This is a genomic window from Pseudosporangium ferrugineum (assembly GCF_003002065.1).
Taxonomy (GTDB): Bacteria; Actinomycetota; Actinomycetes; order Mycobacteriales; family Micromonosporaceae; genus Actinoplanes; species Actinoplanes ferrugineus_A.
This window is the reverse complement of sequence record NZ_PVZG01000012.1, coordinates 151,312-167,013: the sequence shown is the minus strand read 5'-3', so window position 1 is coordinate 167,013 and position 15,702 is coordinate 151,312. Positions and strand designations below refer to the sequence as shown.

Annotated in this window: 16 protein-coding genes; 10 read left to right on the top strand and 6 right to left on the bottom strand. The window is 73.3% G+C overall.

Features of this window, described 5'->3' with window-relative positions; genetic code table 11:
• Nucleotides 1-33: 33 nt before the first annotated feature.
• Nucleotides 34-537, bottom strand: coding sequence for an anthrone oxygenase family protein (locus CLV70_RS24680; protein ID WP_106128964.1), 504 nt, complete (start codon nt 535-537; stop codon nt 34-36).
• Between the two features lie 36 nt (nt 538-573).
• Nucleotides 574-1,710 (bottom strand): Glu/Leu/Phe/Val dehydrogenase dimerization domain-containing protein, encoded by a 1,137-nt coding sequence (locus tag CLV70_RS24675; RefSeq protein WP_106128963.1) that lies wholly within the window; start codon nt 1,708-1,710, stop codon nt 574-576.
• Nucleotides 1,711-1,993: 283 nt separating this feature from the next.
• On the opposite strand from CLV70_RS24675, the gene CLV70_RS24670 reads away from it, so the two are divergent.
• The 5 genes from CLV70_RS24670 to CLV70_RS24650 all read left to right on the top strand — a co-directional run bounded on the left by CLV70_RS24670 (nt 1,994) and on the right by CLV70_RS24650 (nt 7,709).
• Entirely contained in the window at nt 1,994-3,307 is a 1,314-nt protein-coding gene (locus CLV70_RS24670; protein WP_106128962.1) for a UDP-glucose dehydrogenase family protein, read from the top strand.
• Between the two features lie 18 nt (nt 3,308-3,325).
• A complete protein-coding gene (locus tag CLV70_RS24665) occupies nt 3,326-4,246 on the top strand; it encodes an ACP S-malonyltransferase (protein ID WP_106128961.1) in 921 nt (306 codons plus the stop codon).
• Nucleotides 4,243-5,529 carry an acyltransferase domain-containing protein gene (locus CLV70_RS24660; RefSeq protein WP_106128960.1) on the top strand — a complete coding sequence of 429 codons (1,287 nt, stop codon included), beginning with the start codon at nt 4,243-4,245 and terminating at the stop codon, nt 5,527-5,529. The genes CLV70_RS24665 and CLV70_RS24660 overlap by 4 nt, the downstream gene beginning before the upstream one ends.
• 102 nt (nt 5,530-5,631) lie before the next feature.
• Nucleotides 5,632-6,135: a hypothetical protein gene (locus CLV70_RS24655; protein WP_106128959.1), complete on the top strand. Its 504-nt coding sequence runs from the start codon at nt 5,632-5,634 to the stop codon at nt 6,133-6,135.
• Nucleotides 6,132-7,709 carry a multicopper oxidase family protein gene (locus CLV70_RS24650; RefSeq protein WP_106128958.1) on the top strand — a complete coding sequence of 526 codons (1,578 nt, stop codon included), beginning with the start codon at nt 6,132-6,134 and terminating at the stop codon, nt 7,707-7,709. Before CLV70_RS24655 ends, CLV70_RS24650 begins: the two co-directional genes overlap by 4 nt.
• A 195-nt stretch (nt 7,710-7,904) precedes the next feature.
• On the opposite strand, the gene CLV70_RS24645 is transcribed toward CLV70_RS24650, so the two are convergent.
• Nucleotides 7,905-8,486, bottom strand: a complete 582-nt coding sequence (locus CLV70_RS24645) for a hypothetical protein (protein ID WP_106128957.1) — start codon at nt 8,484-8,486, stop codon at nt 7,905-7,907.
• A gap of 212 nt (nt 8,487-8,698) precedes the next feature.
• Between CLV70_RS24645 and CLV70_RS24640 the strand changes: the two genes are divergently transcribed.
• From CLV70_RS24640 to CLV70_RS24620, 5 genes are all read left to right on the top strand, one after another.
• On the top strand, nt 8,699-9,931 hold the full coding sequence (locus tag CLV70_RS24640) for an EAL domain-containing protein (RefSeq protein ID WP_106128956.1): 1,233 nt from the start codon (nt 8,699-8,701) through the stop codon (nt 9,929-9,931).
• A gap of 153 nt (nt 9,932-10,084) precedes the next feature.
• Complete coding sequence (locus tag CLV70_RS39815) at nt 10,085-10,276, top strand: hypothetical protein (RefSeq protein ID WP_158277817.1); 192 nt, start codon at nt 10,085-10,087, stop codon at nt 10,274-10,276.
• Nucleotides 10,270-10,572, top strand: coding sequence for a DUF1905 domain-containing protein (locus CLV70_RS24630; protein WP_106128954.1), 303 nt, complete (start codon nt 10,270-10,272; stop codon nt 10,570-10,572). The genes CLV70_RS39815 and CLV70_RS24630 overlap by 7 nt, the downstream gene beginning before the upstream one ends.
• 132 nt (nt 10,573-10,704) lie before the next feature.
• Entirely contained in the window at nt 10,705-12,297 is a 1,593-nt protein-coding gene (locus tag CLV70_RS24625; protein ID WP_106128953.1) for an alpha/beta hydrolase, read from the top strand.
• A gap of 328 nt (nt 12,298-12,625) precedes the next feature.
• Nucleotides 12,626-13,069, top strand: a complete 444-nt coding sequence (locus tag CLV70_RS24620) for a VOC family protein (RefSeq protein WP_146164143.1) — start codon at nt 12,626-12,628, stop codon at nt 13,067-13,069.
• 261 nt (nt 13,070-13,330) lie between these two features.
• Here the strand turns inward: CLV70_RS24620 and CLV70_RS24615 are convergent, their stop codons facing one another.
• From CLV70_RS24615 to CLV70_RS24605, 3 genes are read right to left on the bottom strand one after another with little or no spacing between them, the layout of a single operon-like run.
• A complete protein-coding gene (locus CLV70_RS24615; protein WP_106128951.1) occupies nt 13,331-14,407 on the bottom strand; it encodes an amidoligase family protein in 1,077 nt (358 codons plus the stop codon).
• Nucleotides 14,404-15,090 (bottom strand): hypothetical protein, encoded by a 687-nt coding sequence (locus CLV70_RS24610; protein WP_106128950.1) that lies wholly within the window; start codon nt 15,088-15,090, stop codon nt 14,404-14,406. Before CLV70_RS24610 ends, CLV70_RS24615 begins: the two co-directional genes overlap by 4 nt.
• The gene (locus tag CLV70_RS24605; protein ID WP_106128949.1) at nt 15,087-15,605 is read right to left on the bottom strand and encodes a SigE family RNA polymerase sigma factor; all 519 of its coding nucleotides are present in this window, start codon (nt 15,603-15,605) and stop codon (nt 15,087-15,089) included. Before CLV70_RS24605 ends, CLV70_RS24610 begins: the two co-directional genes overlap by 4 nt.
• Between the last annotated feature and the right edge of the window lie 97 nt (nt 15,606-15,702).

Here is a 15,702-nt window from a genome sequence, read left to right as displayed (position 1 = left end):
CGCCGGTGAGCCGGCGGGGCCTCTTTCGCGCCCTCAGGTGGTGAGCAGGACCGCGATGACGTACTCGACGAAGCCGGTCACGATGATGAGGGTCCGCCAGCCGTGCGTGCGGATCCACCGTTCGCGGACCGCGACCAGGCGCTCGGTCTCGTCCTCGGTCAGCTCGTCCAGGGACGGGCCCGGCACGCCGCCGGCCGGCACCAGGACGCGGGCGGCGATGTCCTTGTTGATGCGCACGTTGACCATCTCGGACACCACCGCGAGGGCGATGTTGTGCGCCAGCGCCACGATGCGCAGGGCGCGTACCTCGGGTTCCTGGGGCAGGAACAGCAGGATGAGCGTGGTCAGCCCGGTGACGATGTTGAGGGCCGGCATGTACCGCTCGATGCTGCTGTCCAGCGCCACGTGCAGGCGCATCCACTCGGGCACGGGAATCCGCCGGAACGTCGGGCAGACGCCGTACAGGACCATGAGCAGGGCACCCGCCTGGATGCCGCTGCCGACGAGGCTGACGCCGGTGAGCACGGAAGACCACATGTTGTTCGCTCCTGTTCGGGAAGGGGTGGACGGCGCTCAGGCGGTCCGGGGCAGGTGCACCGTGCGGACGGCGGCCAGGTCGGCCATCCGGGCCTCGGCGATCCGGGCGGCGGCCACGTCGGGGCGGACCCGGTCCGCGGCGCCGCGGCGGAAGATCTCGCGGGTGACGTCGTAGATGCGGTCCGCCCGCTTGGTGGCGCGGACCAGGTCGAAGCCGCCGATCTCGTCGGCGACCTGGATGACCCCGCCGGCGTTGACGACGTAGTCGGGGGCGTACAGGATGCCGCGGTCGTCGAGCAGCTTCGCCACGGTCTCGTCGGCGAGCTGGTTGTTCGCGGCGCCGCACACGACGCGGGCGCTGAGCCGGGAGACCGTACGCTCGTCCAGCACGCCGCCCATCGCGCACGGCGCGAAGACGTCGAGGTCCGCGGTGAGCAGCGCGTCGAGGTCCGGCGCGATCTGCACGCCGGGGATCTCCGCGCGGGCCCGGTCCAGCGCCCGCTGGTCGACGTCGTGCACGATGACCGTGGCGCCCTCCTCGGCCAGGGTCCGCGCCAGCCGGAAGCCGACCTTGCCGACGCCCTGGATGCCGATCCGCCGCTGCCACGGCGCGCCCCAGCGGCCCCACACCTGCTCGCCGGCGGCCCGCATGCCGAGCAGGACGCCGTGGGCGGTCAGCACCGCCGAGTCGCCCGCGCCGCCGAGCTCGGTGCTGCGCCCGGTGACGTAGGAGCTCTCCCGGGCCACCACGTCCATGTCCGCGGAGAACGTACCGATGTCGCAGGCCGTGATGTAGCGCCCCGCCAGCGACTGCACGAAGCGGCCGAACGCGCGCAGCAGCATCTCGGACTTGTCGCGCTCGGGGTCGCCGATGATGACCGCCTTGCCGCCGCCCAGGTCCAGGCCGGCGATGGCGTTCTTGTACGCCATCCCCTTCGACAGCTCCAGCACGTCGGCGAGGGCGTCCTCCTCGCACGCGTACGGGTAGAACCGGGTGCCGCCGAGCGCGGGCCCGAGCGCGGTCGAGTAGATCGCGATGATCGCCCGCAGGCCGCTGCGCGGCTCGTGACAGAAGACGACCTGCTCGTGACCGCTCTCGCGGGACAGGACCCCGGCCGCGCGGGGCGGGGTCCGCACGCCGGCGGTGCGGGGACTCGTTCGTTGCGTCGCCATGTCGGGTGCCTCTTTCGCGGAAGACGGCGCCGGTTGCGCCGACACGGGTGAACCTAGGTCCGCACGGGCGGGGGAGTCTTCCGACCGCGGTGGTGGTGGCGGCGTCCCCCGCACAGTGGACGCGCACCCTGCTGCGGGCCTGCCCGCGCAGGTCAGGGGCGTTCGGGCGGGCGCGTACGGGCGGCCGGCGACCGGCTCCGGGGAGGAGCCGGAACCTCATCACCGCGGTGGGCGACCCGCGGCGGCGCGGTCAATAGCGTCGGTGGTCGACGGAGGAGGCGACATGGAACCTGTCCGACTGCGGATCGGCGTCATCGGCACCGGCTATCTCGGCGTGACCCATGCGGCGTGCATGGCGGAGCTCGGGCACGACGTCGTCGCCGTGGACGTGGACCCGGTGAAGGTGGCCCGGCTGGCCGCCGGCGAGATGCCCTTCCACGAACCCGATCTGGGGCCGATGCTGGCCCGGCACGTCCGCAGTGGACGGTTGCGCTTCGGCACGTCCTTCCGCGAGGTGGCACTGAACGCCGACGTGCACTTCGTCTGCGTGGGCACGCCGCAGCAGGCCGGTTCGGACGCGTGGGACACCAGCCACGTGGAGCAGGCGTTCCGCGACCTGGCGAGGCACCTGGACCACTCGGCGCTGATCGTCGGCAAGTCGACCGTGCCGGTCGGCACGGCCGAGCGGATGGCCGCGCTGGTGGCCGAGGTGGCGCCGGCGGGCAGCCGGGTCGAGGTGGCGTGGAGCCCGGAATTCCTGCGCGAGGGCCAGGCGGTGGCCGACACCCTCACCCCGGACCGGCTCGTCTTCGGGGTGTCGTCCGGATGGGCCGAGCAGATGCTGCGGCTCACGTACCAGCCGCTGGTGTCGGCCGGCACCGCGGTCCACGTGACTGACCCGGCCACCAGCGAGCTGGTCAAGGCCGCCGCCAACGCGTTCCTGGCCACCAAGATCTCGTTCGTGAACGGCCTGGCCGAGATCTGCGAGGCGACCGGCGCCGACGTGCTCGCGCTCGCCGACGCGCTGGGCAGCGACCCGCGGATCGGTCGCCGCTCGCTCCACCCCGGCCTCGGCTACGGCGGCGGCTGCCTGCCGAAGGACCTCCGCGGCCTGCACGCCCGCGCGCGGGAGCTCGGCGTCAGCGGGGCGGTGTCCTTCCTGGAGGCCGTCGACGACGTCAACCTGCGGCGCCGGCGCCGGCTGGTCGACCTCGGGCTGGAGCTGCTGGGGTCGTACCGGGGTGCGCGGGTGTGCGTGCTGGGTGCCAGCTTCAAGCCGGGCACCGACGACATCCGGGACTCGCCCGCGCTGCACGTGGCGTCGGGCATCCAGCGCGCCGGCGCGGACGTCGTCGTCTACGACCCCGTTGCCGGGGCGGCCGTGCGGCAGGCGTACCGGCAGCTGTCGGTGGCCGGCTCGCTCGACGAGGCCGTCGCCGAGGCGGACCTCGTGCTGCTGCTCTGCGAGTGGGACGAGTTCCGCCGCCTCGACCCGCTGGCCCTCGGCACCGCCGTGCGCCGCCGCAACCTCATCGACGGCCGGTACGCGCTGGACGCCAAGCGCTTCCGGGCCGCCGGCTGGACGTACCGGGCCTGACGAAGGAGAGCTGAGCCGATGCCGTTCGACCCGTCCGGGACCCTGCCCGGGGTGGCCTTTCCGGGCCAGATCAGTGACACCGAGGCGCTGGGCCGCGGCCTGCAGCGCCACCGCGACCATCCGCTCGTCCGCGCGCTCGAGCAGGTCATCGACCACGACCCCGCCACGGCCGACTTCAGCGACACCCGGGTGGCGCAGCCGTGCACGTACGCCCTGGGCCTGATCGGCGCCTGGGCGGCGGGGGGCGAGGACGCGCCGGTGCCGGTGGCGATGGGCCACAGCATGGGCGAGATCACCGCGATGGCGTACGCCGGCGCGATCGACCCGTACGACGGGCTGCGGCTCGTCCGCTCGCTCGGCGAGATCGGCGACGAGCAGTACCGGCGCCGGCCGAGCGCCCTGGTCGCGGTCGTCGGCCTGGACCGGGACACGGTCGAGTGGCAGCGCCGGCTGGTCGTCGCGGAGTCGGGCGGCGTGCTGGAGCCGTCCGGCTTCAACGATCGCCGCCAGACGGTGCTCTGCGGCGACGAGCGTTCCGTCGACACCATGGTCCGCCGGGTGCGGGAGGGGGTGGGCTCGGCGCGGCGCCTGCAGATCCGGGGCGCGTACCACTCGTCGCTGATGGTCGAGGTGCTCCAGGAGTGGGAGGCGGCCGTCGCCAACGTGCGGTTCCGGCCGCCGCGGGTGCCACTGCTGTCCAGTGTGGACCTCTGCGTGCGCGCCGACACCGCCGGCCTGCCCGAGCTGCTGGCCCGGTGGCTGGTCCTGCCGGTGCGCTGGCACGAGGCGACGTCGGCGGCGGCGGAGCGGGGCGTGGCGGCGCTGTGGGACGCCGGGCCGGCGGACGTGCTGCGCCGGATCGGCCGGCGTACCGGCGCGATCCCGTTCCTGGACCGGGCGCCGGCCGCCCCGGCGGTCTCCGTCGGAGCGCTGCGGTGACCGCCGCGGTGCCCGTCGCGACGGGGGTGCGCCCGGACCGGCTGCCGCGGCCGGTGCTGCTGACCTGGTCGGCGCCGACCGCGGAGGCCGAGCGGGAGCTGCGGGAGCGGCTGCCGGGGCGGATCGCGGCGGCCGGCGACTCCGCGCTGGTCGCGCTCGCCGATCGGCTCGCCGCCGAGGCGGACCCCGATCATCCCGTACGCGGCGCGTTCGTCACCGACGGGGACCCCGCCGACCTGGCGCTGCTGACCCGCCCGGCGTTCGCGGGCGTACGCCGCACCGACGAGCGCGCGGCCCGTCCGGTGGCGCTCCTGCTGCCCGGCCACGGCTCGCAGTACCCGCGGATGGGCGTCCAGCTGTACGCCGCGTTCGGCGACGTGGCCGAGGCGATGGACGGGTTCCTGCGGGCGTACGGGCCCGGCGGCGCCGAACTGCACGCGGACTGGCTCACCGCCCGCCCCCGCATCCCGGTGCACGCCGCCGAGCGCGGGCAGCCCCTGCTGTTCGCCCTCGACGTGGCGATCGCCGGTCACCTCGCCGCGGCGGGCGTCGAGCCCGCCGCCCTGATCGGCCACAGCGTCGGCGAGTTCGCCGCCTTCGCCGTCGCGGGCGTGATCGGCGTCGCGGAGGCCGCCCGGCACCTCGCCGCGCGGGCCCCGCACTACTCCTCCGCGCCGCCCGGCGGCCTGCTCGCCGTCGCGGCCGACCCGGACTGGGTGGCCGGGCTGCTGCCGCCGGGCGCCACGGTGGGCGTCCGCAACGGCCCCCGGCAGACGCTCGTGGTCGGCACCGACGCCGCGCTCGCCGTCGCCGAGCAGCGCCTGATCGACGCGGGCCGCGCCCCGGTACGCGCCCAGATCCCCGTGCCGTTCCACTCCCCGCTGATGGCGCCGACGGCCCGCCGGTACCGCGAGGCGCTCGCGGCGACGACCCTGGCGCCGCCCCGCATCCCGATCTACTCCACCCGCACCGGGCGCCGGCTCACCGACCGGCAGGCGGTGGACCCGGAATTCCTGGCCGGCCAGGTCGCCACCCCGGTGCTGTTCTGGGACGCCCTGGACGCGCTGCTCACCGAGCGCGACGTGCTGCTGGTCGAGGCGGGCCCGGGGCGCGCGCTGACCATGGCGGCGCGCGCCCACCCGGCGGTGCTGGAGGGACGCAGCGACGCGGTGGCCGCCATGCCGGTGCGGGCCGGCAGGCCGGGCGTGGAGCACCGGGCGCTGCTCGGCGCGCTCGGCCGGATCTGGCTCGAGGGGCACCCGCGGCCGCTCGCCATTATGTAGCAACTCTTGGTGTGCCACGCTTTATATAGCGATGCTAGTGTTGCCCCAGACGCCGGTCGCCCGGCGGCCGTCCGTTCCCGGCTCTCAGGAGGAATTGGCACGATGAGCTCACGGCTCGAGATCGGCGATCAGGCGCCGGCGACCCTGGGAAGTCCCGAAACCACCGGCAAGGTGGCGCGGGTGGCCCGGCCCTGGGCCTACTGGCCGCTGCGGGTCGTCGCCCTCGTCGAGACGGTGCTGATCTTCGACCAGGCGGTCTACGCCGGGCGGTTCCTCTCCGGCGACTTCCCCGCCCTGCACGTGCACCGGGAGAACGCCACCTACACCGGCATCGTGCTGCTGGTGCAGCTGATCGCCGCGGTGCTGCTGCGCTGGCCCGGCGGTGGCCCGCTCTGGCCCGCCTTCTACACCGCCGGCATGTTCGGGCTCATCGCCCTGCAGATCGTGCTGGGCTTCTCCCGCTCCCTGGTGATCCACGTCCCGCTCGGCGTCGGCCTGGTCGTCGTGACCGTCCTCATGCTCGTGTGGGTGTGGCGGCCGAAGCCCCACGACTGGTGGCCGCGGGCGAACGGCAAGGACGACGCGGCCGCCGAGGAGCGCTCGTGAGCCGTCAGATCTCCCGGCGCACGCTCTTCCGGGCGGGGCTGGCCGGCGCCGGCGCCGTCGCTACCGCGGGTGTCGCCGTGCCGCTCGGCCTCAACTGGCGCGGCACCTCGTCCGCCGGCGTGCTGCTGCGCAGCGGGCGCGCGCTGCCCGAGCCGTACCAGCAGCCGCTCGTCATCCCGCCCGTCCTGCGGCCCACCCGCACCGACGGCACCACCGACTACTACGAGATCACCCAGCGGGTGGCCGACGCCGAGCTGATCCCCGGCGTGCGCACCCCGATCTGGGGATACAACGGGATCTTCCCCGGACCCACCCTGGTGTCCCGCAGCGGGCGCCGCACGGTGGTCAAGCACCGCAACGAGCTGCCCGTGCCGGCCGTGGTGCACCTGCACGGCGGCCACACCCCGCCGGAGTTCGACGGCTACCCGATCGACTTCATCCTGCCGGTGGGCGCCAAGGACGACAGTGCGTGGGGCGGCATGGCCACGCACCTGCACGGCGCGCTCCACCAGGGCGAGCGGCAGTACGAATACCCGCTCGACCAGCGGGCGGCCACCCTCTGGTATCACGACCACCGGATGGACTACACCGGCGCCTCGGTCTGGCGCGGGCTGGCCGGCTTCCACCTCGTCCACGACGACGAGGAGGGGGTGCTCGGCCTGCCCGCCGAGGGACGCGACCTGCCGCTGATGATCGTCGACCGGTCCTTCGCCGCCGACGGGACCCTGCAATACCCGGCCCTCGACCCCACGATGGCGAAGCAGCCGGGCGTGCGGAACGCGTACGCGTCGGGCGTGCTCGGCGACGCGATCCTGGTCAACGGGGTGCTCTGGCCGTACGCGGAGGTCCCGGCCGTGCGCCACCGCCTGCGCCTGCTCAATGCCTCCAACGCCCGCCGCTACCGGCTGGTCCTCGACCCGCCGCCGCCGGGCGGCAAGGGGTTCGTCCAGATCGGCTCCGACGGCGGCCTGCTCGACCGGCCGGTGACCCACGACGCTATCGAGTTCGCCTCGGCGGAACGCTTCGACGTGGTGGTCGACTTCGGACGGTACAACCCCGGCCAGCGGGTCAACCTCGTCAACGAGCTCGGCGCCGGCTCGACCCGGCAGGTGATGCAGTTCCGGGTGGGTGCCAAGGCCACCGACGACAGCCGGGTCCCGGACGTCCTGTCCAGCACCCCCGCGCTGGCGCCGGCCTCGGCGACGGTCCAGCGCGACTTCACCTTCCGTACGGGCAGCGTCGGCGCGATGACCGGGTGGCTCACCAACGGCAAGCCGTTCGACCCGCACCGGTACGACGCGATGCCGAAGCTCGGCGACACCGAGATCTGGCAGTTCCAGTCGGACTTCCACCATCCGATCCACCTGCACCTGGTGCAGTTCAAGGTGATCAGCCGCAACAACAAGGAGCCGGGGGTCTACGACGCCGGCTGGAAGGACACGGTGGACCTCAAGCCCAACGAGCAGGTCCAGGTCATCACGCGCTTCACCGGCTACCGCGGCCGGTACGTCTTCCACTGCCACAACCTCGAGCACGAGGACATGGCGATGATGGCCAACTTCGTGACCACCTGAGCTCCGGGCCGGGCGCCCCGTCCCCTGGTGAGAGCCCGGCCCGGCCCCCGGCCCGGCAGTCCGGCAGGCCACCCCGTCGCCCCCGGAAGCCGGAGCCCGCGACGCGGGCCGCGACCGTGCAGGTCGCGGCCCGCGTCCGTCGCCCTTGCGGGTCGTCCTGCCGATGCGGCGCCCGCTCCGGACGCGCCGGCGCCGTCAGTCCTTCCAGCCGAAGGTCAGGCTGTCCGCGACCGCGTCGAAGACGTCGTTGAAGACGTCCGCCAGCTCGGTGTTCGGGGTCAGGAAGGCCAGGGTGGCCACCCGGTCGGTGCCCGGGACCGGCACGACGTACCAGCGGCGGTAGGCGGCACCCGGGCCGTCCGGGGCGGGGACCGGGACCGGGCCGCTGAGGCGCACGGCCGGGCCGGACGGCAGGGTCACGGTCTCCGCGGCCTCGCCGAGGTCGCGGCGTACGTCGTCGAGCGAGCCCACCGGCGGCGACATGCTCAGCATCGCGTGCGCGGTGACCACGAGCGGCTCGGTGGAACCGGCCACCGGTACGACGTCCGTGTAGAGGCCGACGACCACGACGTACGCTTGCTCACCCTGCCGGCGCAGCTCCCGGGCGGGCGGGGTGAGCAGGGCCACCAGGCGCTCCGTGCTGATCAGGTCGTGCGCCGCCCACCGGGCCTCGACGGCGCGCCGCAGGTCGGCGGCGAGGTCGCCGGCTCGCGGGTCGAGCTCGGCCCAGTCCTGCGGGAGGCGCAGGCTGACGGACGCCGGCGGGGAGAAACTCATCGGGTCACCTTCGGTGCGATCGACGGACGAATTGGCCGGGAATCATCACCCTTGTCCATGCGGTACGGCCTGACAATCACTCGTCCGGTTGTCGAGGGTCCGCCGCTCGACAGGCGGCGCCTCGGCCGGCCGGAGGCGGTTACGGCACCAACGGACCCACCCGGCCGGGTGATTGCCTCAAGTCGGGCGTCCGGCCGCCGTAATGGCCCGGCGTGAACACTGCCGAGCTCCCCGTCGTCGAACGGTTGCTCACGCTCGTCCGGCTTCACCTGGGCACCGAGGTCGCCTGGGCGTCGGTGCTGGCCGAGGGCCGGCAGGTCATCGTCGCCGCCGCCGGGGAGACCGCGGCCATGAACATCGTGGTCGGGGACGGGACCGACGCCGACGGCTCCTATTGCGTACGCGTCCTGGCCGGCCGGCTGCCCGCCGCGGTGGGCGAGGCGCGCCGCCACCCGGTGACCCGCGACCTGGCCGTGACGCGCGACCTGCGCATCGGCTCCTACGTCGGCGTCCCGTGGCGCACCCCCGACGGCGCCGTCGGCGGCATGCTGTGCTGCGTCAGCCGCCACCCCGACCCCGGGCTGGAGGAGCGCTCGCTGGCGTACCTCGAGACGGTCGCGGCGATGCTCGGCGACCTGATCGGCGGGCGCGAGCTCCAGGAACACCACGCGGCGGCCCGGGTCGAGCGGGCCGTGCGGTCGCTGTTCGACGCCGACGGGCTGCGGATGGTGTTCCAGCCGGCCGTACGGCTGAGCGACGGCGTGCCCACCGCGGTCGAGGCGCTGGCCCGCTTCGACCACGAGCTGTTCCCGACCCCGGACCGGGCCTTCGCGGCCGCGAGCCGGTTCCGGCTCGGCGTCGACCTCGAACTCCTGGCCGTACGCCGGGCCTTCGCGTTCCTGCCCGCCGTGCCCGCCGACATGATGATGTGCGTCAACCTGTCGGCGGAGGCGCTGCTCGACGACCGGGTGCAGCGGGCCCTGCTGGCGCACGCGGACCGGCGCATCGGGCTCGAAGTGACCGAGCACACGCAGGTCAGCGACTACCTGGCGCTGATCTCCGTGACCGAGCGGATGCGGGCGGCGGGCATCCGCATCGTGGTGGACGACGCCGGTGCGGGCTACGCGAGCCTCAAGCACATCCTGCAGTTGCGCCCCAACGTGATCAAGCTGGACCTCACCCTGGTACGCGACGTCGACACCGATGCCTCCCGGCAGGCGCTGGCCCGCTCCCTGGTCTCGTTCGCCCGCGACATCGGCGCGATCCTGGTGGCCGAGGGGATCGAGACGCCGGCGGAACTCGAGATGCTGCGCCGCCTCGGTGTCGACTACGGACAGGGATACCTGCTGGCGCGGCCCGCGAGCCTCGGCCGGATCCTGGCCGACCACGCGGTCCTGGGCCGCCGGGGAAGCTCCCGATTGGACGCGAGCGGCCCGGTCGGATAAATTGATGCCACGCCGTTGCGAGTTCTTCCCCCGTGGAATTCGCAGCGGCGTCCTACGTTCCGGACATCCTTCCGGCGCGCCGAGCGGGGTCCGGTCCTCCGGACCCCGCTCCGCTCGTTCCAGCCGGGGAGCGCTCCGCTCGTTCAGGCGCAGGTGGCCGAGCCGAGTTCGACCCCGTCCGGCGTGGTGGCAGCGCCGTTCGCGGTGAAACCGATCGTCACCGACGCGCCCGCCGCGAGCGAGGGGCTGTGCGACGGCGCCGTGACCGTCGTCGCGGTTCGGCTCACCGTCGCGTTCCCGCGGGCGATCCTGTCGTACCCCCGTGCCATGCTGGCGCCGTGGTGATCGATTTCGAGGCCGAGCTGTGGATCTGGGACGCCCGCAAGGGCGACAGCTGGACCTTCGTCAGCCTGCCCGTCGAGGAGTCCGAGACGATCCGCGAGCTGACCGGGGGCCTGCGCCGGGGGTTCGGGGCGGTGCGCGTCCGGGTCCGGATCGGCGCCACCACCTGGACGACCTCCATCTTTCCGGACAAGGCGCGCGCGGCGTACGTGCTGCCCGTCAAGCGCGCCGTCCGCCGGGCGCAGCGGCTCGAGCCGGGCGACACCACGCCGGTGACCGTCGAGGTGCTCGAGCTGTGAACGGCGCCGCTGGGGGTGGGGTGGCACTATCCGGTCACCGACATCGGCCTTACGGTCCTGGCGGATGCGCATGGCTCGATGACTAGTCTCCGAAGGTCGCCCAGGACGGGCGGCCCAGTGGAAAGGCTTGGGATGAGAAGAATCCTGGCGGCTGCCGCCGCCGTGGCGCTCGGGCTCGCGGGCGGGGGCAGCGCCGTGCTGTCGCCGGCCCAGGCCCACCCGGGAGGCGGATACACGCCGCCGCCGATCGCGTGGGGCACCTGTGAGAGCGCCGGACTGCAGGCCCGTGGGGCACAGTGCGGCTTCCTGACCGTACCGTTGGACTACGCCCGGCCGGGCGGCACCAAGATCAAGCTCGCCGTGTCGCGGATCAAGCACAAGTCGTCCGAGGCCGACTACCAGGGCGTCATGCTCACCAACCCGGGCGGGCCGGGCGGCTCCGGCCTGACCCTCTCCGTCCTCGGTGAGTACGTGCCCGGCGGCGTCGGCGGCGACTACGACTGGATCGGTTTCGACCCGCGCGGCGTCGGTTCCAGCCAGCCGTCGCTGACCTGCGACCCGGAGTACGCGGGCTACAACCGGCCCTACTTCGTGCCGGTCAACCGGCAGCTCGAGAACGCCTGGCTGACCAAGACCGCGAAGTACGCCAAGGCCTGCGACCGGGCCGGCGGCGCGCTGCTCGACCACGTCAAGACCACCGACTCGGTCGCCGACATGGAGAGCATCCGCAAGGCGCTGGGCGCCGAGAAGATCAACTTCTACGGCTTCTCGTACGGCACGTACCTCGGTCAGGTCTACGCGACCCTGCACCCCGACAAGGTGCGCCGGATGGTGTTCGACGGCAACGTCGACCCCCGCCGCGTCTGGTACGCCGCCAACCTCGACCAGGACGTCGCGTTCGACAAGAACATGGACACCTACTTCGCGTGGGTGGCCAGGTACGACTCGCTCTACCACCTGGGCAAGTCCGGCAAGACGGTCAAGCAGAAGTACTACGCGACCCTGCAGAAGCTGCGCAAGGCGCCGGCTGGCGGGCTGATCGGCCCCGACGAGTGGAACGACATCTTCGTGTCGGCCGGCTACTACGTCTTCGACTGGACGGTGATCGCGCAGGCGTTCTCCGGCTGGGTCAACGACGGCGACGCCGAACTGCTGCTCGCCCTCTACCCGGAGGCCGGTGACCCGGGTGCCGACAACGGGTACGCGATGTACCTCGCCACCCAGTGCACCGACGTCCAGTGGCCGCTGAGCTGGACCAAGTGGAAGTACGACAACTGGCGCGTGTACGCCAAGGCGCCGTTCATCACCTGGAACAACGCCTGGTTCAACGCGCCCTGCCGCACGTGGGGCGGCAAGGTCGGCAAGCCCGTCACCGTCAACGGCAAGAAGGCCCCGCCGATCCTGCTCATCGGCGAGACCAACGACGCGGCGACGCCGTACACCGGCAGCCTCGAGGTCCGCAAGCGCTTCCCGCGCTCGGTCCTCGTCGAGGGCGTCGGCGGCACCACGCACTCCGGCTCGCTCAACGGGGTCGCGTGCACCGACGACACCATCGCGGCGTACCTGGACACCGGCGCGCTGCCCGAGCGCGTCCCGGGCAACCGCTCCGACAAGCAGTGCGTCCCGGTCCCGGCACCGGACCCGACGGCCGCCGCGGCGCGCAGCCTGAGCACGTCCGGGGCTGTCGACCGGGCGGAACTGCGGGACCTGGTCACCATCCGCTGACCACCCACGCGACACGGCCCGGGACCCGCTCCCGGGCCGTGCCGCTCCCGGGCGGTGCTGCTTCCGGGCCGTGCCGCTTCCGGGCCATGCTGCCCCTGGGCCGTGCTGCGCCCGAGCCGTGCCGCTTCCGGGCCGGGCCGTGCCCTGGGCCAGCGGTCCGGACCATGCTCTCCGGCGTGCCTATCCCTGGCCGCTTATCCCCGGGCCGGGCCGTTGCCGTGGCGTGCCTTGACCGGTTTGGGCACTTCCGGGCAGGGTGTGTGGGCCATCGGGCTGCGGTGCCGCCGGGAGCGGTGGCGGGCCCGGCGGCGGGGATAACGTGATCTTCATGCCGATCCCGCTGCCCGCTCTCCATCATGTCGGTGTCGTCGTCCCCGACAGCGCCGCGGCCGCCGCGGACTTCGAGCGCCGATGGGGTGTCGCCGCCGGCCAGCCCTTCGACCTGGACCTTCCGCAGGCCCTGTTCCGCGGCGTGCCGGTCGACGTGTCGGCGCGGTACCGCTTCGTCGACACCGGCGCCTCCCAGGTCGAACTCATCGAGCCGCTCTCCGGGCAGTCGCCCTACTCCGCGTTCCTCGAGGAACGCGGCGAGGGCGTGCACCATCTCGCCTACTTCGTCGAGCGGATCGACGCCTACCTCGACGGTCTCCGGGAGGCCGGCGAACCGGTCGACATCCAGTTCGACGCCACCATCCCGGGCCGCGGCCGATTCGTGTACCTGGACGGGCTGGCGCACGGCCCGGCCATCGAACTCGTCGAGGTGCCCAGCTGACCGGCGGCGCGGCCTGAACGCGTCCCGGCCCGGCCGGCCCCAGAAGCGTGGCCGCCCGCAGAGCGCATCGGTCCTCGGAGGGCGGCCGGTCTCAGAGCCGGCCGGGCTGAGAGCGTGGCCGGGGTTCAGGGCACGGCCGGGCTGAGAGCGCGGCCAGACTGAAAGCGTGGCCGGGCTCAGAGTGCAGGCGGGTTCAGGGCGTGGCCGGGCTGAAAGCGTAGCCAAGTTCAGAGCGCAGCCGGGCTGAGAGCGCAGCTGGGCTCAGAGCGCGGCCGGTGAGCGGCCCGACAGGGACTCCGCGGCTAGGTGCAGCAGCTGGGTGACCGCCTCGTCCAGCCCGTCCGGTGCGGCCGGGAAGGGTTCCGGCTCGCAGCAGCGGTCCAGGAGCAGCTCGACCAGCGCGGCCCGGTGCACGATCTCGTCCGCGGTGATGGCGCCCGGCAGGATCCGGATCTCGATGGTGTCGCGCAGCGGCGTGCTCGTCAGCAGCTGGGTCAGGTTGACGTCGAAGAATTTTGTCAGGTTGCCGAGCTCCGCCGCCTCGCGGAGCTCCTCGTACGACGGGGTGCCCTCGACCGCCCGGACCAGGGGTTCCGGCAGGGGGGCCAGGCGGCGGCAGGCCGGGTTGGTCTGGAGCACCACCCGCAGTGCCTCGCGCCAGGAGGCGAACAGGCGTACCACGTTGGCGAGGGCGTGGGGTTGCCGGAACGGGGCGCCGTCGAGGTGGAGGTGCACGGCCGCCTCGTGGGGGACGGTGAAGCCGAGTTCGCGGGCCGGGGCCAGCAGTTCCTCCAGCGCCTCGGCGTGGCCGGTGCTCAGCGGGGGAGTGACGATCTCGCAGGGCCGTTCGCGTTCCCCGCCCTGCGGCGCGGCCATCGCGATGGTCGCGCCGGCGGCGTCGGCCAGGTGGTGGATCGCGCCGTGCCGTTCGACCCGGGTGCCCCAGAGCTGGGCGGTGGCGTCGAGCGCCGCGCCGATGGTGCCGCCGGGGTCGCTGTGCCGGGCGAGCAGGCGCAGCAGCCGCGAGTCGTCGGTCAGGACGCGGAACCAGCCGGGCGGCGGGGGAGTGCGCGGCTCCAGGCCGGCCAGCAGGGTGACGTCGTCCACCAGGGTGCACAGCGGGCTGCCGTCGGCTCGGCGTACCTCGAAGCCCTGGGTCAGATGCAGGAACCGTCCCAGGCCGGGGACCAGGGACGGTTCGCTGTCGTGGTGCCACACCGGGTGGACCCGGCCGCCGTGGCGGCCGGCCAGGTCCCGTGCGAGGCTCTGCCGGCTGAGGCCTGGCGGGGCCATCAGCTCGATCTCGAATCCCGTACGCCGGTGCAGCGGTGCGGTCACGGCTGGATGGGCAGGGTCTCGCCGGCCAGCAGCTTCTTGCCGCCGAGGACCTTCGCGTCGTACGGCGTCTTCTTATGCCAGATCTTGGCCAGCTCGGCCGCGTCGTCGTAGTCGTAGCCGGCGTTGAAGAAGGCGTCGACCTGCTTGTCTTCCTTGGACGTCGGCGGCGCCGGGGCCTCCGGGGCGCTGCCCGCCTCGATCGGCAGCTTCTTGCCGGCGAGCAGTTTCTTGCCGGCGGCCGCCTTCACCGAGCCGATGTCGTCGGTCTCCATCTTCCAGATCTTGGCGAGCTCGACCGCGTCGTCGTAGTCGTAGCCGGCATTGAAGAAGGCTTCCCGCTCCCGCTCCCGCTTCAGGTCGGCCGCCGACACCGTCGGCGTGCTCCCGGGCGTCTTCGGCTTGATGAGCGACGGCAGCGGCGACGGCGCCGCCGGGGCGCCGGCCTGGATGCCTGCGTTGCCCGCGTCGGTGGACGGCTGCCCGGGCAGCAGCCCCGGCAGGGTCATCACGCCGGCGATCAGGCCGGCGCCGAGCACGGCACCACCCGCCGCTTGGGCGCCCCACCTGCGGCGCTGATAGGTGCGCGACAGCTCCTGCACCCGGGCGTAGACGGCCGCCGGATCCGGGGTCTGGGTCTCGTGCTTCTCGAAGGCCTCGCGGAGCTTCTCTCCGTTATCGATCACGACGTCTCCTCGGCGTGGATCATGGTGTGTCGCTCCGACGTCAGTCGGAGGGTCTTGAGTGCCCTCGACGCGTGGCTGCGGACGGTCGCCGGCGAGCAGCCGATCAGATCGGCGATCGCCTCGTCCTCCAGTTGCTCGTAGTAGCGCAGCACGAGCACCGCCCGCTGTTTGCGGCCGAGCGTGGCAAGGCGGTGCCACAACTCGTCGGCCTCCACGACGTCCTGGGCGTGGTCGCCCACTCCGCCCCGCGCGTCGTCGAGATCCACCAGCCGCTCACCCACGGCGTGCACGTTGCGTGCCGCCCAGCTGCGCCGCCAGGACAGATACTCGTTCAGGACCATTCTGCGGACATACGCCTCCGGGGAGTCTGCGTCACTGATCCGGCGCCAGCGCACCTGCGCTCTCGCCAGAACTTCCTGGACGACGTCCTGCGCAAGGTCGCGATCGCCGGTGAGGACGACCGCGTACCGCAGCAGGCTCGGGAGTCGGGCCACCGCGAATTGCTCGAAGGTCACATCGTCTAGGACGCCGCACCCGCGCCGGTTGTGCAACGGTGTTCGCGACTTTTTCGGATTTCCTCCGGACCCGGCCGCCGGACCCGCCCTGACCGGC